Annotated in this window: 15 protein-coding genes and 3 tRNA genes; 11 read left to right on the forward strand and 7 right to left on the reverse strand. The window is 71.4% G+C overall.

The window, feature by feature from the left end; translation table 11 throughout:
• Positions 1–148: 148 nt before the first annotated feature.
• The 3 genes from ACSU53_RS16210 to ACSU53_RS16220 form a co-directional block, all read right to left on the reverse strand.
• Positions 149–221: transfer RNA gene (locus ACSU53_RS16210), tRNA-Gly, on the reverse strand.
• Between the two features lie 78 nt (positions 222–299).
• A tRNA-Gly gene (locus ACSU53_RS16215) sits at positions 300–371 on the reverse strand.
• A 496-nt stretch (positions 372–867) separates the two neighbouring features.
• Positions 868–1185 carry a histone-like nucleoid-structuring protein Lsr2 gene (locus tag ACSU53_RS16220; protein ID WP_437028427.1) on the reverse strand — a complete coding sequence of 106 codons (318 nt, stop codon included), beginning with the start codon at positions 1183–1185 and terminating at the stop codon, positions 868–870.
• Positions 1186–1549: 364 nt separating this feature from the next.
• Here ACSU53_RS16220 and purS point away from each other — a divergent pair, with 364 nt between their 5' ends.
• The 9 genes from purS (at position 1550) to purM (ending at position 10665) form a co-directional block, all read left to right on the forward strand.
• Positions 1550–1813, forward strand: coding sequence for a phosphoribosylformylglycinamidine synthase subunit PurS (gene purS / locus ACSU53_RS16225; RefSeq protein ID WP_362093692.1), 264 nt, complete (start codon positions 1550–1552; stop codon positions 1811–1813).
• The gene (gene purQ, locus ACSU53_RS16230) at positions 1810–2490 is read left to right on the forward strand and encodes a phosphoribosylformylglycinamidine synthase subunit PurQ (protein WP_437028429.1); all 681 of its coding nucleotides are present in this window, start codon (positions 1810–1812) and stop codon (positions 2488–2490) included. Before purS ends, purQ begins: the two co-directional genes overlap by 4 nt.
• On the forward strand, positions 2487–4745 hold the full coding sequence (purL, locus tag ACSU53_RS16235; protein ID WP_437028431.1) for a phosphoribosylformylglycinamidine synthase subunit PurL: 2259 nt from the start codon (positions 2487–2489) through the stop codon (positions 4743–4745). Before purQ ends, purL begins: the two co-directional genes overlap by 4 nt.
• A 155-nt stretch (positions 4746–4900) precedes the next feature.
• Positions 4901–5401 (forward strand): ArsR/SmtB family transcription factor, encoded by a 501-nt coding sequence (locus ACSU53_RS16240; protein WP_437028433.1) that lies wholly within the window; start codon positions 4901–4903, stop codon positions 5399–5401.
• A gap of 30 nt (positions 5402–5431) precedes the next feature.
• Complete coding sequence (locus ACSU53_RS16245; protein ID WP_437028435.1) at positions 5432–6268, forward strand: M23 family metallopeptidase; 837 nt, start codon at positions 5432–5434, stop codon at positions 6266–6268.
• 9 nt (positions 6269–6277) lie between these two features.
• The gene (locus tag ACSU53_RS16250) at positions 6278–7075 is read left to right on the forward strand and encodes a sterol carrier family protein (RefSeq protein WP_437028437.1); all 798 of its coding nucleotides are present in this window, start codon (positions 6278–6280) and stop codon (positions 7073–7075) included.
• 57 nt (positions 7076–7132) lie between these two features.
• Positions 7133–7963 carry an META domain-containing protein gene (locus tag ACSU53_RS16255; protein WP_437028439.1) on the forward strand — a complete coding sequence of 277 codons (831 nt, stop codon included), beginning with the start codon at positions 7133–7135 and terminating at the stop codon, positions 7961–7963.
• A gap of 62 nt (positions 7964–8025) precedes the next feature.
• Positions 8026–9552 (forward strand): amidophosphoribosyltransferase, encoded by a 1527-nt coding sequence (gene purF, locus ACSU53_RS16260; RefSeq protein WP_164338831.1) that lies wholly within the window; start codon positions 8026–8028, stop codon positions 9550–9552.
• A gap of 33 nt (positions 9553–9585) precedes the next feature.
• Positions 9586–10665, forward strand: a complete 1080-nt coding sequence (gene purM, locus ACSU53_RS16265; RefSeq protein ID WP_437028442.1) for a phosphoribosylformylglycinamidine cyclo-ligase — start codon at positions 9586–9588, stop codon at positions 10663–10665.
• A 108-nt stretch (positions 10666–10773) separates the two neighbouring features.
• Here purM and ACSU53_RS16270 read toward each other — a convergent pair whose 3' ends face one another.
• Entirely contained in the window at positions 10774–11025 is a 252-nt protein-coding gene (locus ACSU53_RS16270; RefSeq protein ID WP_437028444.1) for a DUF3073 domain-containing protein, read from the reverse strand.
• Between the two features lie 322 nt (positions 11026–11347).
• Positions 11348–12436, reverse strand: a complete 1089-nt coding sequence (locus tag ACSU53_RS16275) for a Leu/Phe/Val dehydrogenase (protein WP_437028446.1) — start codon at positions 12434–12436, stop codon at positions 11348–11350.
• 247 nt (positions 12437–12683) lie between these two features.
• On the opposite strand from ACSU53_RS16275, the gene ACSU53_RS16280 reads away from it, so the two are divergent.
• Both ACSU53_RS16280 and bldC read left to right on the forward strand, forming a co-directional pair.
• Positions 12684–13526: a hypothetical protein gene (locus tag ACSU53_RS16280; protein ID WP_437028448.1), complete on the forward strand. Its 843-nt coding sequence runs from the start codon at positions 12684–12686 to the stop codon at positions 13524–13526.
• 551 nt (positions 13527–14077) lie between these two features.
• A complete protein-coding gene (gene bldC / locus ACSU53_RS16285) occupies positions 14078–14284 on the forward strand; it encodes a developmental transcriptional regulator BldC (RefSeq protein WP_003949541.1) in 207 nt (68 codons plus the stop codon).
• A gap of 515 nt (positions 14285–14799) precedes the next feature.
• Here bldC and ACSU53_RS16290 read toward each other — a convergent pair.
• Both ACSU53_RS16290 and ACSU53_RS16295 read right to left on the reverse strand, forming a co-directional pair.
• Complete coding sequence (locus ACSU53_RS16290; RefSeq protein ID WP_437028450.1) at positions 14800–15045, reverse strand: DUF6274 family protein; 246 nt, start codon at positions 15043–15045, stop codon at positions 14800–14802.
• Positions 15046–15686: 641 nt separating this feature from the next.
• Positions 15687–15761 (reverse strand) — tRNA-Asp (locus tag ACSU53_RS16295).
• Between the last annotated feature and the right edge of the window lie 80 nt (positions 15762–15841).

The following is a 15841-nucleotide window of genomic DNA, read 5'->3' on the forward strand; positions in this document are numbered from 1 at the left end:
AGCCGGCTCATGGCCGACCGGTCGAGGCCGGCCGAGGCGGACCGAACGAAGCCCGCCGACCGGATCGCTCCCGGCAGAGCCGACGCGGACCACGTCACACACATACGAGAAGACCCCGGTCCCTGGGGGACCGGGGTCTTCTTCCCGGAGCGGACGACGAGGTTCGAACTCGCGACCTCAACCTTGGCAAGGTTGCGCTCTACCAACTGAGCTACGTCCGCGTGGCTCCCGACCAGCTTTCACCGGTCGGTGCGAACACCAGCCTACCTGATCCACAAGGGCACTCGGTGGCGGTGCAGAGCGGGTGACAGGAATTGCACACTGCGCCTTCCCCCTGGAAGGGGGATGTTCTACTACTGAACTACACCCGCATGTACTCCGTGGGCCGGGCTTTTCGGCCCTGCCCTTCGGCGTGCTCCAGACTCTAGCTGATCACCAGGGGTGCTGCGCAAGTCGGTTGACGCGGACCCCGGCTGACCGGCCGTCGGAGCGGTCGTCCAGGGCGGGCCGGCGACCCGTCGGGGTGACGGCCCAGCCGGCTGCGGGGCGTCCACGGGACCGTCCCGCCGGGGGCGCGCGGAGGGCGCACGGGGAGCGAGGGGGCTTGTGCGAGTGGGCCTGAACGAGAGGCTCTGTGCGCGTGGCCGGTACGAGTGGTCCGGAACGCGGGGTCCCGAACGTGAGGCCCCGAACGAGAGGCCCTGCGCGTGGCCCGTGGTGCGCGTGGGGCGCGCGGTCCGGAGCCGGGCCCGGCGCGCGGAGCGCGAGCTGCCCGCCGGGGCATCCGGATGCCGCGTGCGGCCGGACGCCGCGTGGAGCCCGGTGGCGCGGTCGGTGTCGCGGCCCGGTGCCCGGGAGTCCGCCCGGTCAGCGGGCGGCGGCGAACGCCTCGTAGACCCGCTTGGGGATGCGGCCGCGGGCCGGGACCTCCATGCGGTGCGCCTGGGCCCAGGCCCGCACCGCCGCCGGGTCGGGGGCGACCTCGGTCTGCCGGTAGGCCTTGCCGGAGCGGGAGCGCTTGCGGCCGGCCTCGACGTAGGGGGCGAGCGCCCTGCGCAGTTCGCCGGCATTTGCTTCGTTCAGGTCGATCTCGTACGACGTGCCGTCCAGGCCGAAGGCGATCGTCTCCGCCGCTTCCGAGCCGTCGATGTCGTCAAAGAGAGTGACCACGACCTTCTGCGCCACGAATATCGGTCCCTTCGTGCGACACCTCGGGTGACGCCTGTCGATGACGTCGCCGATGACGTGCCGGGACGTCACCTGGATGTCGGCTGTCGGCCCTGTAATAGGGCAGAGCATCCGCTAATGACAATTCATTTGTACAGTGCCGGGCAATGCAATGGGAAGCCCGACTAAATCTGCCCGCGTGTCCGGCGCGCAATAGCGTCGGGGGAGAGAAGGCGGATCTTTCCCGGATCTTTTCCATGCTGTCTCCCCGCGATGCCGAATCGTGATCGGGGTCACGTAGATTCCTCCAACTCTACTCGCGTAGAAATTTTGTACGGGTAGTCTGAAGGGACCTGCTCAGCACCACACACCGGGAGTGCCAGTGGCACGCGTCGTAGTCGACGTCATGCTCAAGCCGGAGATCCTCGACCCCCAGGGCCAGGCGGTGCAGCGCGCACTGCCGCGTCTGGGATTCGACGGGATCTCGGACGTCCGTCAGGGAAAGCGATTCGAACTGGAAGTTGACGGGCCGGTCGACGAGGCCGCGCTCGCCCGCATCCGCGATCTTGCGGAATCCTTCCTCGCCAACACCGTCATCGAGGACTTCACCGTCCGTGTCGAGGAAGTCGCGGAGGCCGTGAAGTGACCGCTCGTATTGGCGTCGTCACTTTCCCGGGCAGTCTCGACGACCGGGACAGCGAGCGCGCGATCCGTCTCGCCGGTGCCGAACCGGTGTCGCTCTGGCACAAGGACAAGGACCTCAAGCAGGTCGACGCCGTGGTGCTGTGCGGCGGGTTCTCCTACGGCGACTACCTGCGGGCCGGGGCCATCGCCCGTTTCTCGCCGGTCATGGACACCGTCATCGAGCAGGCGAAGGCGGGCCTGCCCGTCCTCGGCATCTGCAACGGCTTCCAGATCCTCACCGAGGCCCACCTGCTGCCCGGCGGCATGCTCGGCAACGACCACCTGCACTTCATCTGCCGCGACCAGAAGCTGCGGGTGGAGAACGCGGACACCGCCTGGACCGCCGACTACACGGCCGGCCAGGAGATCCACATCCCGCTGAAGAACATGGACGGCCGCTACGTGGCCGACCGGCGGACGCTGGACGAGCTGGAGGCCGAGGGCCGCGTGGCCTTCCGCTACGTGGACTTCAATCCCAACGGCTCGCTCAACGACATCGCCGGCATCACCAACGCCGCGGGCAACGTCGTCGGCCTCATGCCGCACCCCGAGCACGCCGTCGAGCCGCTGATCGGCACGGGCCGCACCGACGGCCTCCCCTTCTTCACCTCGATCCTCAAGAAGCTGGTCAACGCATGAGCCGGACGCCTCTGGACACGGTCGAGCACGCGGCCGCGACCCCCGACGTCGAGCTGCCCTGGGCCGAACTCGGACTGAAGAAGGACGAGTTCGAGCGGATCGTCGAGATCCTCGGCCGCCGGCCCACCGGCGCCGAACTCGCCATGTACTCGGTGATGTGGTCCGAGCACTGCTCGTACAAGTCCTCCAAGGTCCACCTGCGCCAGTTCGGCGAGAAGGCCCCCGAGTCCGACGCGCTGCTCGTCGGCATCGGCGAGAACGCCGGCGTGGTCGACGTCGGCCAGGGCTACGCGGTCACCTTCAAGGTCGAGTCGCACAATCACCCCTCCTACGTCGAGCCCTACCAGGGCGCGGCCACGGGCGTCGGCGGCATCGTCCGCGACATCATCGCGATGGGCGCACGCCCGGTCGCGGTCGTGGACCCGCTGCGCTTCGGCGCCGCCGACCACCCCGACACCAAGCGGGTGCTGCCCGGCGTGGTCGCCGGCATCGGCGGCTACGGCAACTGCCTGGGCCTGCCCAACATCGGCGGCGAGGTCGTCTTCGACGCCTGCTACCAGGGCAACCCGCTGGTCAACGCCGGCGCGATCGGCGTGATGCGGCACGAGGACATCCACCTCGCCAAGGCCTCCGGCGCGGGCAACAAGGTCATCCTCTACGGCGCCCGCACCGGCGGCGACGGCATCGGCGGCGCGTCGATCCTCGCCTCCGAGACCTTCGACGACGCCAAGCCGTCGAAGCGTCCCGCCGTCCAGGTCGGTGACCCCTTCCAGGAGAAGCTGCTCATCGAGTGCACCCTGGAGGCGTTCAAGGAGAAGCTGGTCGTCGGCATCCAGGACCTCGGCGCGGCCGGCCTGTCCTGCGCCACCTCCGAGCTGGCCTCCAACGGCTCAGGCGGCATGCGCGTCACCCTCGACGACGTGCCGCTGCGCGACTCCACGCTCTCGCCCGAGGAGATCCTCATGAGCGAGTCGCAGGAGCGCATGTGCGCGGTCGTGGAGCCGGAGAAGGTCGACCGCTTCCTCGAGATCTGCGAGAAGTGGGACGTCATCGCCACCGTCATCGGGGAGGTGACCGACGGCGATCGCCTGGAGATCTACTGGCACGGCGGCAAGATCGTCGACGTCGACCCGCGCACCGTCGCCCACGACGGCCCGGTCTACGAGCGCCCCTATGCCCGCCCCGAGTGGCAGGACGCGCTGCAGGCCGACGACGCGAACAAGCTGCCCCGCCCGGAGACCGGCGAGGAGCTGAAGGACCAGGTTCTGAAGCTGGTCGGCTCGCCGAACCAGGCGTCGAAGCAGTGGATCACCCAGCAGTACGACCACTTCGTGCAGGGCAACACGGTGCTGGCGATGCCGGAGGACTCCGGCATGATCCGCGTCGACGAGAAGACCGGGCTCGGTGTCGCCATCGCCACCGACGGCAACGGCCGCTACGCCAAGCTGGACCCGTACACGGGCGCCCAGCTGGCCCTCGCCGAGGCCTACCGCAACGTGGCGACGACCGGCGCCAAGCCGCTCGCCGTCTCCGACTGCCTGAACTTCGGCTCGCCGGAGGACCCGGCGGTCATGTGGCAGTTCGCCGAGGCCGTGCGCGGTCTGGCGGACGGTTGTCAGCAGCTCGGCACCCCGGTGACCGGCGGCAACGTCTCGCTGTACAACCAGACCGGCGAGGCCGCCATCCACCCGACCCCGGTGGTCGCCGTCCTCGGCGTCATCGACGACGTGGCCCGCCGCACCCCGGCCGCCTTCCGCGAGGAGGGGCAGCTCATCCACCTCCTCGGTGACACCCGTGAGGAGTTCGGCGGCTCGGCCTGGTCCCAGGTCGTCCACGACCACCTCGGCGGTCTGCCCCCCGCGGTCGACCTGGAGCGGGAGCGCCTGCTCGCCGAGATCCTGATCTCGGCCTCGCGCGACGGCATGATCGACGCCGCGCACGACCTGTCCGACGGCGGTCTCATCCAGGCGGTCGTCGAGTCGGCGCTGCTCGGCGGGAAGGGCGCGCGGCTGGTCGTCCCGGACGGCCTCGACGCCTTCACCTTCCTGTTCTCCGAGTCGGCCGGCCGCGCGATCGTCGCCGTCCCGCGTTCGGAGGAGCTGCGCTTCACCGACATGTGCGGTGCCCGCGGCCTGCCCACCACCCGCATCGGTGTCGTCGACGGCGACACGGTGGAGGTCCAGGGCGAGTTCACGCTGACCCTGGCGGAACTCCGCGAGACCCACGAGGCGACGATCCCCGCGCTGCTCGCGTAGGGGTTCCGGCACCTCACGAAGCCCCCGTCCGGTCCGCCGGGCGGGGGCTTCGCGTGTCCCCGCCGGCCGCGCGGCGGGCCGGACGAGGCGTTCGCGTCGTCTTCCGGGCCGCTCCGCCTCTTGCACGTAATTACGTAGTTCCGTAATCTCTGAGTGTGGAACTCGAAGAGCGCGTCGCCGACCTCGAACGGAGACTGGCGGCACTGGAGAAGGCGCAGCACCCGGCACCCCGCATCGGCGAGGGCGACTTCTGGGCCCTGCAGGGGTTCAAGGAGCAGCTCGCCGGGCTGGGCGCGGCCGACGGCGGGGTGCTGTTCACCGGGGCGGTCCGGCTGCCCACCGGGGAGCAGTACGAGTGGCAGCACGGGGCGCTCACCGAAGGGCTCCTGGACACCGACTGGCAGGAGGCCGCCGAGGCGTTCGCCGCGCTCGGGCACCCGGTCCGGCTGCGGCTGCTGCGGGAGATCACCGGCGGCCGCCGTACCGCGGCCGAGCTGGCCGAACTGGACGGCGTGGGCACCACCGGCCAGATCTACCACCACCTGCGCCAGCTCACGGCCGCCGGCTGGCTGCACACCACCGGCCGGGGACGCCACGAGGTCCCGCCGGGCCGGGTCGTCCCGCTGCTGGTGGCGCTGTCGGCGGCCCGCCCCTGACCACCGCACCGACGAGGACACGGGGGAACCATGTCCGTACGCAAGATCGCCATGACCGTCTTCCGGGGCCTGCAGCTGAGCTGCATCGCCCTGGTCACCGCCCATCTGTGCCTCGGCTGGGACCACCCCGTGTGGTGGAACCTCCTCCCGCTCGCCCTCGCCTACGTCCTGATCACCGTGGTCAACCGCTGGGGCGGCGCACCCGACGCCCCCGGCACGGCCCGGCCGCCCGTCGAGGTCGCTCCGCCGGTGACCGGCCGCTGGTCCGCGCTGAACAGCCCGGCCGACCGCACGCCGAGCCACGGGGTCCACGCCTACGGCCAGACCTACGCCATCGACCTCGTCGCCGAACCGGAGCCGGGCGCCCGCCCCGGGTTCTCGGCGCTGTGGCCGCTCGGCCGCCGCCCCGAGGAGTTCCCGGCGTACGGTGCCCCGCTGCTCGCCGTGGCCGACGCCACGGTCGTACGGGCCGACGACGGCCGGCGCGACCACCGCAGCCGCACCTCCGTGCCCGCGCTGCTGTACCTGATGCTGGCCGAGGGATCGGTGCGCGAGATGTCGGGCGTCCGCTGGATCCTGGGCAACCACCTCGTGCTGGACCTCGGGGACGGCACCTACGCCGCCTACGCCCACGTCCGGCGCGGCTCCTTCACGGTCCGCGAGGGCGACACGGTGCGCGCCGGCCAGGTCGTCGCCCGCTGCGGGAACTCCGGGAACTCCACCGAGCCGCACCTGCACTTCCAGCTGATGGACGGTCCCGACCCGGACACGGCGCGCGGAGTCCCGTTCCGCTGGCGCGGCCTCGGCGTCCCGCGCAACGGCGAGGTGTTCGACCTACCCGAGCCGGCGCCCGCGGCCCCCGCATAGGCTTCCGCCATGCCACCGGCCAGGAAGCGCACCCGCAGTTACGACCCCGTCAGGACCCGCGCCGCCGTCCTCGCCCAGTTCGGGCACGTACGGCAGGCGGTGGGCGCCCTGGACGAGCGGCGGCTCGCCCTGCCCACGCGCCTCGGGGACTGGACCGTACGGGACCTGGCCGCGCACCTGGCGACGACCGTCGCGAGCATCGGCCGCACCCCGGAGCAGGACGGACCGGCGGAGCCCGATCCGCCCCTGCTGGACTGTCCGGCCGCCACCGCCACCCACGCCGACGCGGTCGCCGGGGACGCCCGGGCCCCTGCCGAGGCCACTCCCGACCTCGCCGGCCTCCTCACCCGCACCGGGGAAGACCTGGCCCGGCACCTGTCCGACGCCCCGCCGGACCGGACCCCCGCTCCGCGCGCCGGCGCCACGGCCCTCACCGGCCACCTGGTCACCCGCACCGTGGAGCTGGTCGTCCACACCGACGACCTGAACGCCGCCGTCCCCGGCCTCGGGATCCCCCTCGACCGTCAGGCCCTCGCCGTCTGCACCCGGATGCTGGCCGACACCCTGGCGGGGAAGGCGCCCGGCGGTTCGACGGAGGTGCGGGTGCCGCCGTTCGCCGTGGTGCAGTGCGGGGAGGGGCCCCGGCACACCCGTGGCACACCGCCCCACGTCGTCGAGACGGACCCGCTGACCTGGATCCGCCTGGCCACCGGACGTACCGCCTGGCGGGACGCGGTGGCCGCCGGAGAGGTGAGCGCGAGCGGGGAGCGCGCGGACCTGGGGCCCCACCTGCCGCTCCTGGGCTGACCCGGGGAGGGAGGTGCGGGGAGGGAACCGGTTCGTCCCCCTCCCCGTCCGACCGGTATGGACAGGCAGAAGCGCGAGCAGGCGACCGGACGGACGATCCGGCGGACCACCGGGGAACGCGGCAGGCGACGCACCGCCCTGACCGCCGCCGCCCTCCTCCTCTTACCGCTGACGGCGGCCTGCGGCACCGCACGGGCCGGCACGGACAGCGGTTCCGCAGGCGCGGAGCAGCGGATCGCCGGCGTCCGGTGGGACGTGGACAGCGTCACCGCCGGCGGCACCACCCACCGCGCCCCCTCCGACGCCCACCTCACCGTCGACGACGGGGGCAGGGCCGAGGGCAACTACGGCTGCAACCGGCTCCGGGGCCGGGCCGCCTTCGACGGCGACCGCGTGACCCTCACCATCGGCATCACCCTGATGGCCTGCCCCGAGCCGGTCATGGACTTCGAGCGCCACCTCGCCGACACCCTCAGGAACCAGCCGCTGACGACCCGGGCCGACGGCGACCGGCTGACCCTCACCGCCGACGACGGCACGTCCGTCCGGCTCAGCCGTGCCGAGCACGCACCGCTGCGCGGCACGAGGTGGAGCATCGCGCTCCCCGGCGCCGACGGCCGGGCCCACCTCACCGTCGACCGGGAGCAGGGCACCGTCTCCGGCAGCACGGGGTGCAACCACGTGAGCGCCGACGCCACGGTGCGCGACGGCCATATCACCCTCGGCGCCCCGTCCACGACCCGAATGATGTGCGAAGGCTCACTCATGGACGTCGAGGAGACGGTGCTGAAGCTCTTCGACGGCCGGGCCGAGTACCGCATCGAGTACCGGAATCTCACGCTGACCAGCGACGACGGCGTCGAGGTGCCGGCTTTCGCCGCCGGGTGAGCCACCGCTCGTCCGGGATCCCCAATTCGGACCAGTGGTCGACCTCGCCTACACTCGGTTCCGTGCCACGTGGTGACGGACGACTCAACCACGACCTGCTCCCCGGAGAGAAGGGCCCCCAGGACGCCTGCGGCGTCTTCGGTGTCTGGGCTCCGGGCGAAGAGGTCGCCAAGCTCACGTACTTCGGGCTCTACGCCCTCCAGCATCGGGGCCAGGAATCCGCGGGAATCGCGGTCAGCAACGGCTCCCAGATCCTCGTCTTCAAGGACATGGGCCTGGTGTCCCAGGTCTTCGACGAGACCTCGCTCGGTTCCCTCCAGGGTCACATCGCGGTCGGTCACGCCCGCTACTCGACCACCGGTGCCTCGGTGTGGGAGAACGCCCAGCCGACCTTCCGTGCCACCGCGCACGGATCGATCGCGCTCGGCCACAACGGCAACCTGGTCAACACGGCGGAACTCGCCGAACTGGTCGCCGAGCTGCCGAAGGAGAACGGCCGCGCCCCCAAGGTGGCGGCCACCAACGACACCGACCTGATCACCGCCCTGCTGGCGGGCCAGCGTGCCGCCGACGGCGAGCCGGTGACCGTGGAGCAGGCCGCGCACGTCGTCCTTCCCCTGGTCAAGGGCGCCTTCAGCCTCGTCTTCATGGACGAGGGCACGCTCTACGCCGCCCGCGACCCGCAGGGCATCCGCCCGCTGGTCCTCGGCCGGCTGGAGCGCGGCTGGGTGGTGGCCTCCGAGTCCGCCGCCCTGGACATCTGCGGCGCCAGCTTCGTCCGGGAGATCGAGCCGGGGGAGTTCGTCGCGATCGACGAGAACGGCCTCCGCAGTTCGCGATTCGCGGAAGCAAAGCCCAAGGGCTGCGTCTTCGAATACGTCTACCTGGCCCGTCCGGACACCGACATCGCCGGCCGGAACGTCTACCTGTCGCGCGTCGAGATGGGCCGCCGTCTGGCCGCCGAGGCGCCCGCCGAGGCCGACCTGGTGATACCCACCCCGGAGTCCGGCACCCCCGCCGCCATCGGCTACGCGGAGGCGTCCGGCATTCCGTTCGGGGCCGGCCTGGTGAAGAACGCCTACGTCGGACGGACGTTCATCCAGCCGTCGCAGACGATCCGGCAGCTCGGTATTCGCTTGAAGCTGAATCCGCTCAAGGAAGTGATCAAGGGCAAGCGGCTGGTCGTGGTCGACGACTCGATCGTCCGCGGCAACACCCAGCGCGCCCTGGTCCGCATGCTCCGCGAGGCCGGCGCGGCCGAGGTCCACATCCGGATCTCCTCGCCGCCCGTGAAGTGGCCGTGCTTCTTCGGTATCGACTTCGCCACCCGGGCCGAGCTCATCGCCAACGGCATGACGATCGACGAGATCGGCACCTCCCTGGGCGCCGACTCCCTGGCGTACATCTCCATCGACGGCATGATCGAGGCGACCACCATCGCCAAGCCGAACCTGTGCCGTGCCTGCTTCGACGGCGAGTACCCGATGGACCTGCCCGACCCGGAGCTCCTCGGCAAGCAGCTGCTGGAGACGGAGCTGGCCGCCGGTACGGCCGCCCCGGCCGCGGTCGACGCGATCCGCCGCCCGTAAGCCCTGCCGTACGACACGAAAGCTCTCACCTCCATGTCCCAGACATCCCTTGACGGGGGCGGCGCCAGTTACGCAGCCGCAGGCGTCGACATCGAAGCGGGCGACCGCGCGGTCGCCCTGATGAAGGAGTGGGTGAAGAAGACGCAGCGCCCCGAGGTCCTCGGCGGCCTCGGCGGATTCGCCGGCCTCTTCGACGCCTCCGCCCTGAAGCGGTTCGACCGTCCCCTGCTGGCCTCGGCCACCGACGGCGTGGGCACCAAGGTCGACATCGCCCGCCGCATGGGCGTCTACGACACCATCGGCCACGACCTGGTCGCCATGGTCATGGACGACATCGTGGTGTGCGGCGCCGAGCCCCTGTTCATGACCGACTACATCTGCGTCGGCAAGGTCCACCCCGAGCGGGTCGCCGCGATCGTCAAGGGCATCGCCGAGGGCTGCGTGCTCGCCGGCTGCGCACTGGTCGGCGGCGAGACCGCCGAGCACCCCGGCCTGCTGGGCGAGGACGACTTCGACGTCGCCGGTGCCGGCACGGGCGTGGTGGAGGCCGACCGGATGCTCGGCGCCGACCGTATCCGTTCGGGTGACGCGGTGATCGCGATGGCCGCCTCCGGACTCCACTCCAACGGGTACTCCCTGGTGCGGCACGTGCTGCTGAACCAGGCCGGCCTGGCCCTGGAGAGCCGGATCGAGGAGTTCGGCCGGACCCTGGGCGAGGAACTGCTGGAGCCGACCAAGATCTACTCGCTGGACTGCCTGGCGCTGCTGCGCACCACCGAGGTGCACGCCTTCAGCCACGTCACCGGCGGCGGGCTCGCGGCCAACCTGGCCCGGGTCGTGCCGGACGGGCTGCATGCGGTGGTCGACCGCTCGACCTGGACGCCCGGCCCGGTGTTCGACCTCGTCGGCCGGACCGGATCGGTCGAGCGCCTGGAGCTGGAGAAGACGCTGAACATGGGCGTCGGCATGATCGCGATCGTGCCGCAGGAGTCCACCGAGGTGGCCCTGGCCACGCTGGCCGACCGGGGCGTGGACGCCTGGGTGGCCGGCGAGATCACCGAACGCGGCGACCGCCCGACGGGCGCCGCCCTGGTGAGTGACTACGCGACGTGAGCACCCGGGGGTGCTGCCCGTACGGACGGTGCGGGCAGCACGAACCCGGGTAGCACAGAAGCCGGCCGGTGACTTCCGTCACCGACCGGTCTGCTGCTCAGTGCAAGGTCAAGCGCCGCGACGCTGTTGCGAGGACTGGCCGTCCTCGTCCTGGGCGTCGTCCTCATAGAGGTCGGCGTACCGTGCGTACAGGTCGTCGTCATGCTCATCGGCGTCGAAGTGATCACCGTTGGCCGGTGATGTGCTCGATGTCGATGCGCCCAGCTCCTCGGCCAGGCGTGTGAGGTCCGTCCCACCGCTGTTGTACTTCAGCTGGCGGGCGACCTTCGTCTGCTTGGCCTTGGCCCGGCCGCGCCCCATGGCTCGACCCCCTCAACGACGGGGCTCGACGGCCCCAGAGTCTTGACACGCGTTCATGGTCCGGAACGGACTCTCCTCGGAGAGACCGGTCCGTAGTGGCTTCCACGGTACCTGAGCCCGCGCCCATCCGGTACGTCGCCCGCATGACGTGCCCGTGCCCAGGACCGCCGCAGGGCCTCGTCCTCGCTGGTCAAACGCGATTTTTGCCACTTATCGGCGCTCGACCCGCCGGGAGAAGTGAGAGTTCTCTCCAACTACGCCCCGGCGGGTACCGCTCAGACGTGCGAGGCGGTCGCGGCCGGCCGCCCCGGCACGTCCCGCCTCACCGTGCCGCGCGCGCCTCCGCCATCCGCTGCTCGGCGATCCGGTCGGCCGCCGCGGCCGGCGGAATGCCGTCCGACTTCGCACGTGCGAATATGGCGAGCGTGGTGTCGAAGATCTTCGACGCCTTCTCCTTGCACCGGTCGAAGTCGAAGCCGTGCAGCTCGTCGGCGACCTGGATGACCCCGCCCGCGTTCACCACGTAGTCCGGCGCGTAGAGGATCCCGCGGTCGGCGAGGTCCTTCTCCACGCCCGGGTGGGCGAGCTGGTTGTTGGCGGCGCCGCAGACCACCTTGGCGGTCAGCACGGACACCGTGTCGTCGTCCAGCGCGCCGCCGAGCGCGCACGGGGCGTAGATGTCCAGGCCCTCGGTGCGGATCAGCTCCGCCGTGCCGGCCACGGCGGTGACGCCCTGCGGGTGCCGGTCCAGGACCCGGCGCACCGCGTCCTCGCGCACGTCGGTGATCACGACCTCGGCGCCCTCGGCGCGCAGGTGCTCCACCAGGTGGTGGCCGACCTTGCCCACGCCGGCGACCCCGACCTTGCGGTCCCGCAGCGACGGGTCGCCCCACAGGTGCTGGGCCGAGGCCCGCATGCCCTGGTAGACGCCGAAGGAGGTGAGCACGGAGGAGTCGCCCGCGCCGCCGTTCTCGGGGGAGCGGCCGGTCGTCCAGCGGCACTCCCGCGCGACGACGTCCATGTCCGAGACGTAGGTGCCGACGTCGCACGCGGTGACGTACCGGCCGCCGAGCGAGGCCACGAACCGGCCGTAGGCCAGCAGCAGTTCCTCGCTCTTGATCTGCTCGGGGTCACCGATGATCACGGCCTTGCCGCCGCCGTGTCCGAGCCCGGCCATGGCGTTCTTGTACGACATCCCGCGCGCGAGGTTCAGCGCGTCGGCGACGGCCTCCTCCTCGGAGGCGTACGGGTAGAAGCGCGTACCGCCCAGGGCGGGGCCCAGGGCGGTGGAGTGGATGGCGATGACGGCCTTGAGGCCGCTGGCACGGTCCTGACAGAGCACGACTTGCTCATGACCTCCCTGGTCCGAATGGAACAGGGTGTGCAGGACGCCGTCAGATACGTCGGTCACGGTGGTGACTCCTGAGTCGGTAGCGGCGGGTGGGACGGGACTCCCCCAGGCCCCCCATGCTTGTGGCAGCGGGGAGGCGGCGGGGGTCGTGACCATGAGGTTAGAGCCTGCCGGGCGGTTCGGCGGCACCGTGGTGAGGATCACCTCCGACCGGAGTACCGCCGTGCGACGATTTGCCGGGGATTCCCGGCTGCGGAGGTGTCGTGTCCGAAGGTTTTCGACGCAGTGCGCGGGGGAGGGACCAGGCGTGCCCAAGGTGACCTCGGTGATCGTCCCCTACGCGACCTACCTGCGCGTCTACGAACCGCTGGCCGCCTTCCCGGAGCCGGAACGCGGCCACTGGGCCCGCTACGCCCGCCGCCCCGACCGCCCCTCCTGCCAGGACGAGCTCCGCCGGGCGCTGACCGACCTGGTGCCCACGCCGCCGGTGCCCGTTCCCGTTCACGAGAGCGACGACGCGTTCGTGCTCGAGGAGGACGGCGAGATCCGCGTCTGCCCGTGGCGCACCCGGCTGCGCGGCTGGCAGGCCCTGGGCGAGCTCGCCGAGGACTTCCCGCTGCCGGTCCTGGACGCCCTGATCCCCCCGGTGGTCCGGCACCAGGCGGTGCGTGACTACGAGCGGTGGCTCAGCGAGCACCCCGACGCCCGGCCCTGGATCCGCACGGCGACCTGGCAGGTGCCGATCAACTGGTTCGTCCTGGTCTCCGACGAGGAGCGCGAGTACGCCAAGGGCACGGCGGACGAGGCGCCGGTGCTGCGGTACCGGACGCCGATGGTGGAGGCCCGGCGGCGGGTGGCCCGGGGACTGCGGGCGCTGAAGGACGCCGTGGACGAGGGCCCCCTGATCGACGGACTGGTCGACATCGGACGCTGGCTGGAGGAGTTCCACCCCCGGTCACTGGTCGAGCTGGACTACGGCGGGCTGGTGCACGCCCTGCCGGCGGGGACGCTGGAGGCGGACCACTCGGCCGCGGACGTGGCCGAGGGCATCGCGGCGCTCCGCCGCGGCGACGGGGAGCGGGCCGGGGCCGCGTACGCGCGGCTGGTGGAGCGGTGGCGGTCGGTGCGCGATCTGCGGTCCGCGAACTGACGTTTGACCTGACGCCCGTCTTGGTGTTCTGTCATCGCCCTGAGGTGACGCGTCGTCGGTGTCCGGCGGACGCCGACGCGGATCCGACAACGGACGTAGAGACCGATCCGGGCGTAACTCCCAAGCGTGTCAAGCGTGACGGACCGCACGTACGGGACCCTTGCGCCCGTTGCCCACCCTCATGCCAAAATAGGACAAGGAGTCCGGGGAGGACTCCTCCGTCCTGCTGTGCTCCATCATGGGCGGATTCTCAGCATTGCACGCTTTGGGGGGTCTGGTGACTCCTGATCGCCCTGTGACTGATCGTCACAGTGGCGTGACTGTCCGCTATGGCATGGTCCATCGGCTTCCGCGGCTGATGAACACCTGGGAGGGCAATTCCATCGGTTTGGCCGACGCGGCTGGACAGATGGTGTAGTTGTAGTGCCGAGGACAAGCCGTTCGTCCTATAACCGACTCGACTCGCGTCCGCCATTTCGGGCAACGCGGGTCAAGGTGCAGAATTTAGAGGAAAGAACCGAGAAGGTTCGGTTCTCCCGAGGAGGCCGCTCATGACCGCTCGCACCCCTGATGCCGAGCCGCTGCTGACCCCGGCTGAGGTCGCCACCATGTTCCGCGTCGACCCGAAGACGGTCACGCGCTGGGCGAAGGCCGGCAAGCTCACGTCGATCCGCACGCTCGGCGGGCACCGCCGCTACCGCGAAGCCGAGGTCCGCGCCCTGCTCGCGGGCATTCCGCAGCAGCGCAGCGAGGCCTGAACAACTGATTGACCTGGGCAATCCGGCTGGTCCCCAAACCTGCCGAAGCGCCCGGAACCACAGCTCCAAGCGACGCGGGGACTGCCCCAACAGCCCCCTCGCCCAAGCCTCCAGGGGCTTCCCAGGCAACTGAACACGGGTGCGTCGTCGATCGCGCTGGACTCCCGCCGGGTCCAGCGCGATCTTTTTTGTGCGTCCCCGTGCGAGTGTGTGCGGTGCGGGCGAGGTCCCAACGGGCCCGTGCGGGACGGCGCGTGGGCCCGGCGGCTCATAGGGCGGAGCGGACGGCGGCAGGCCCTCGGCGGACCCCTCCGGGCGGTCGGCGGGCCTGCGGGGCGCCGGGAGCACCTGCCGTCCGGTGACGCAGCGGAGTCGTGGCCACCGTGCCGGGGGTAGTGCAATTGCACATATTAAATCGACTCGTTGTAGGGCGGGGGTAAGTGCCACACTTCCCAAAACTCATACGGTGACACCCGTCACATACCGACCGGCTTGTTGAGCTGTTGGCATATGCGCTATTGGGGCCGGGCCTTGGGTTCGGTGGGCGCCAACTCGGCCTCGGCGGAGGCGGAACGGGCCGCGTCCGGTTCCCCCTGCGGGGTGCGCGCCGGAGAGCCGGCGGAGCGGGGCGCGGAGTCCATCGCCAGCCGCAGCAGGCGATGACAGATCGGACAGTGGCGGGTGACGTGCCGGTACCCCGACGCGGCCGACAGGTGCGCGCGGAGCAGCGCCCGCGTCTCGTGCCTCGCCGAAGCCGCCATGCGCCACCTCCAGAGGGCCGCGGGGAAAGCGGTCCCTGTCTTCTGGACTACCGAGGGAAAGAGGTCCCGTCAAGACGCCCTGAGGGCCGTACGGGGCCGTCACAGGGCCCCGGTGGCCGGAGACGCGACGCCGGTGGGTCCGGACGGCCCTGAGGGCTTCCAGAGCGGCGTCGCCCGGACGGAGGGGGCAGGCAGGGGGCGGTCGACCGGCGTGCGGGCACATGTGACGGGCCGTGGGGCGAAGCCGTGGAGTGGCGGCCCCCCGGCGCGCGGAGCCGCCGTCCTGCCGCCGGAGTGAAAAGTCACCGGGGACGGGAGGTGCGGGGTGGAGCCGTACGGCCGCCGGCCGGTCGACCGTGCGGCTGGGCGACCGCCGGTCACGGGCCCTCCGGGACGAGCGGCCCCGTGCCGTGCCGGTGCGGAGGACGGCCGGGCGGCGTGCGACGGGGAGCGGCGGGGCGGGGCTCGGCCGGTGCTGGGCCCCGGAGTCCGACCGGTGCCGGGCCCACCGGCCTGCCGCGCCGGGCCCGACGGAACCAGTTGCTGGGCGCCGCCCAGGAGCCCGTGCTGGACGGGTGCCGGCCCCGGGCCCGACATGCGGAAGGCCCGCTCCCTCACGGGGGCGGGCCTTCTCGGTGATGCGGTCCTGACGGGATTTGAACCCGCGGCCTCCACCTTGACAGGGTGGCGAGCACTCCAAACTGCTCCACAGGACCAGATGTGCGGCGCGGTCACTGCCGTGCGCTGCGAAAAGAGACTGTACAGGAGGGTGGCCGCCTGGTCGAACTCACCCTGG

The organism is Streptomyces sp. enrichment culture (assembly GCF_964273255.1).
Lineage (GTDB): Bacteria > Actinomycetota > Actinomycetes > Streptomycetales > Streptomycetaceae > Streptomyces.

Excerpts from the sequence above, each read along its gene's own strand:
- ACSU53_RS16270 (WP_437028444.1), bottom strand. The coding sequence starts at position 11,025 with ATGGGGCGCGGCCGGGCCAAGGCCAAGCAGACGAAGGTCGCCCGCCAG.
- ACSU53_RS16290 (WP_437028450.1), bottom strand. The coding sequence starts at position 15,045 with ATGGCGGCTTCGGCGAGGCACGAGACGCGGGCGCTGCTCCGCGCGCAC.
- ACSU53_RS16255 (WP_437028439.1), top strand. The coding sequence starts at position 7,133 with ATGGACAGGCAGAAGCGCGAGCAGGCGACCGGACGGACGATCCGGCGG.
- ACSU53_RS16245 (WP_437028435.1), top strand. The coding sequence starts at position 5,432 with ATGTCCGTACGCAAGATCGCCATGACCGTCTTCCGGGGCCTGCAGCTG.
- purL (WP_437028431.1), top strand. The coding sequence starts at position 2,487 with ATGAGCCGGACGCCTCTGGACACGGTCGAGCACGCGGCCGCGACCCCC.
- purM (WP_437028442.1), top strand. The coding sequence starts at position 9,586 with ATGTCCCAGACATCCCTTGACGGGGGCGGCGCCAGTTACGCAGCCGCA.
- bldC (WP_003949541.1), top strand. The coding sequence starts at position 14,078 with ATGACCGCTCGCACCCCTGATGCCGAGCCGCTGCTGACCCCGGCTGAG.
- ACSU53_RS16250 (WP_437028437.1), top strand. The coding sequence starts at position 6,278 with ATGCCACCGGCCAGGAAGCGCACCCGCAGTTACGACCCCGTCAGGACC.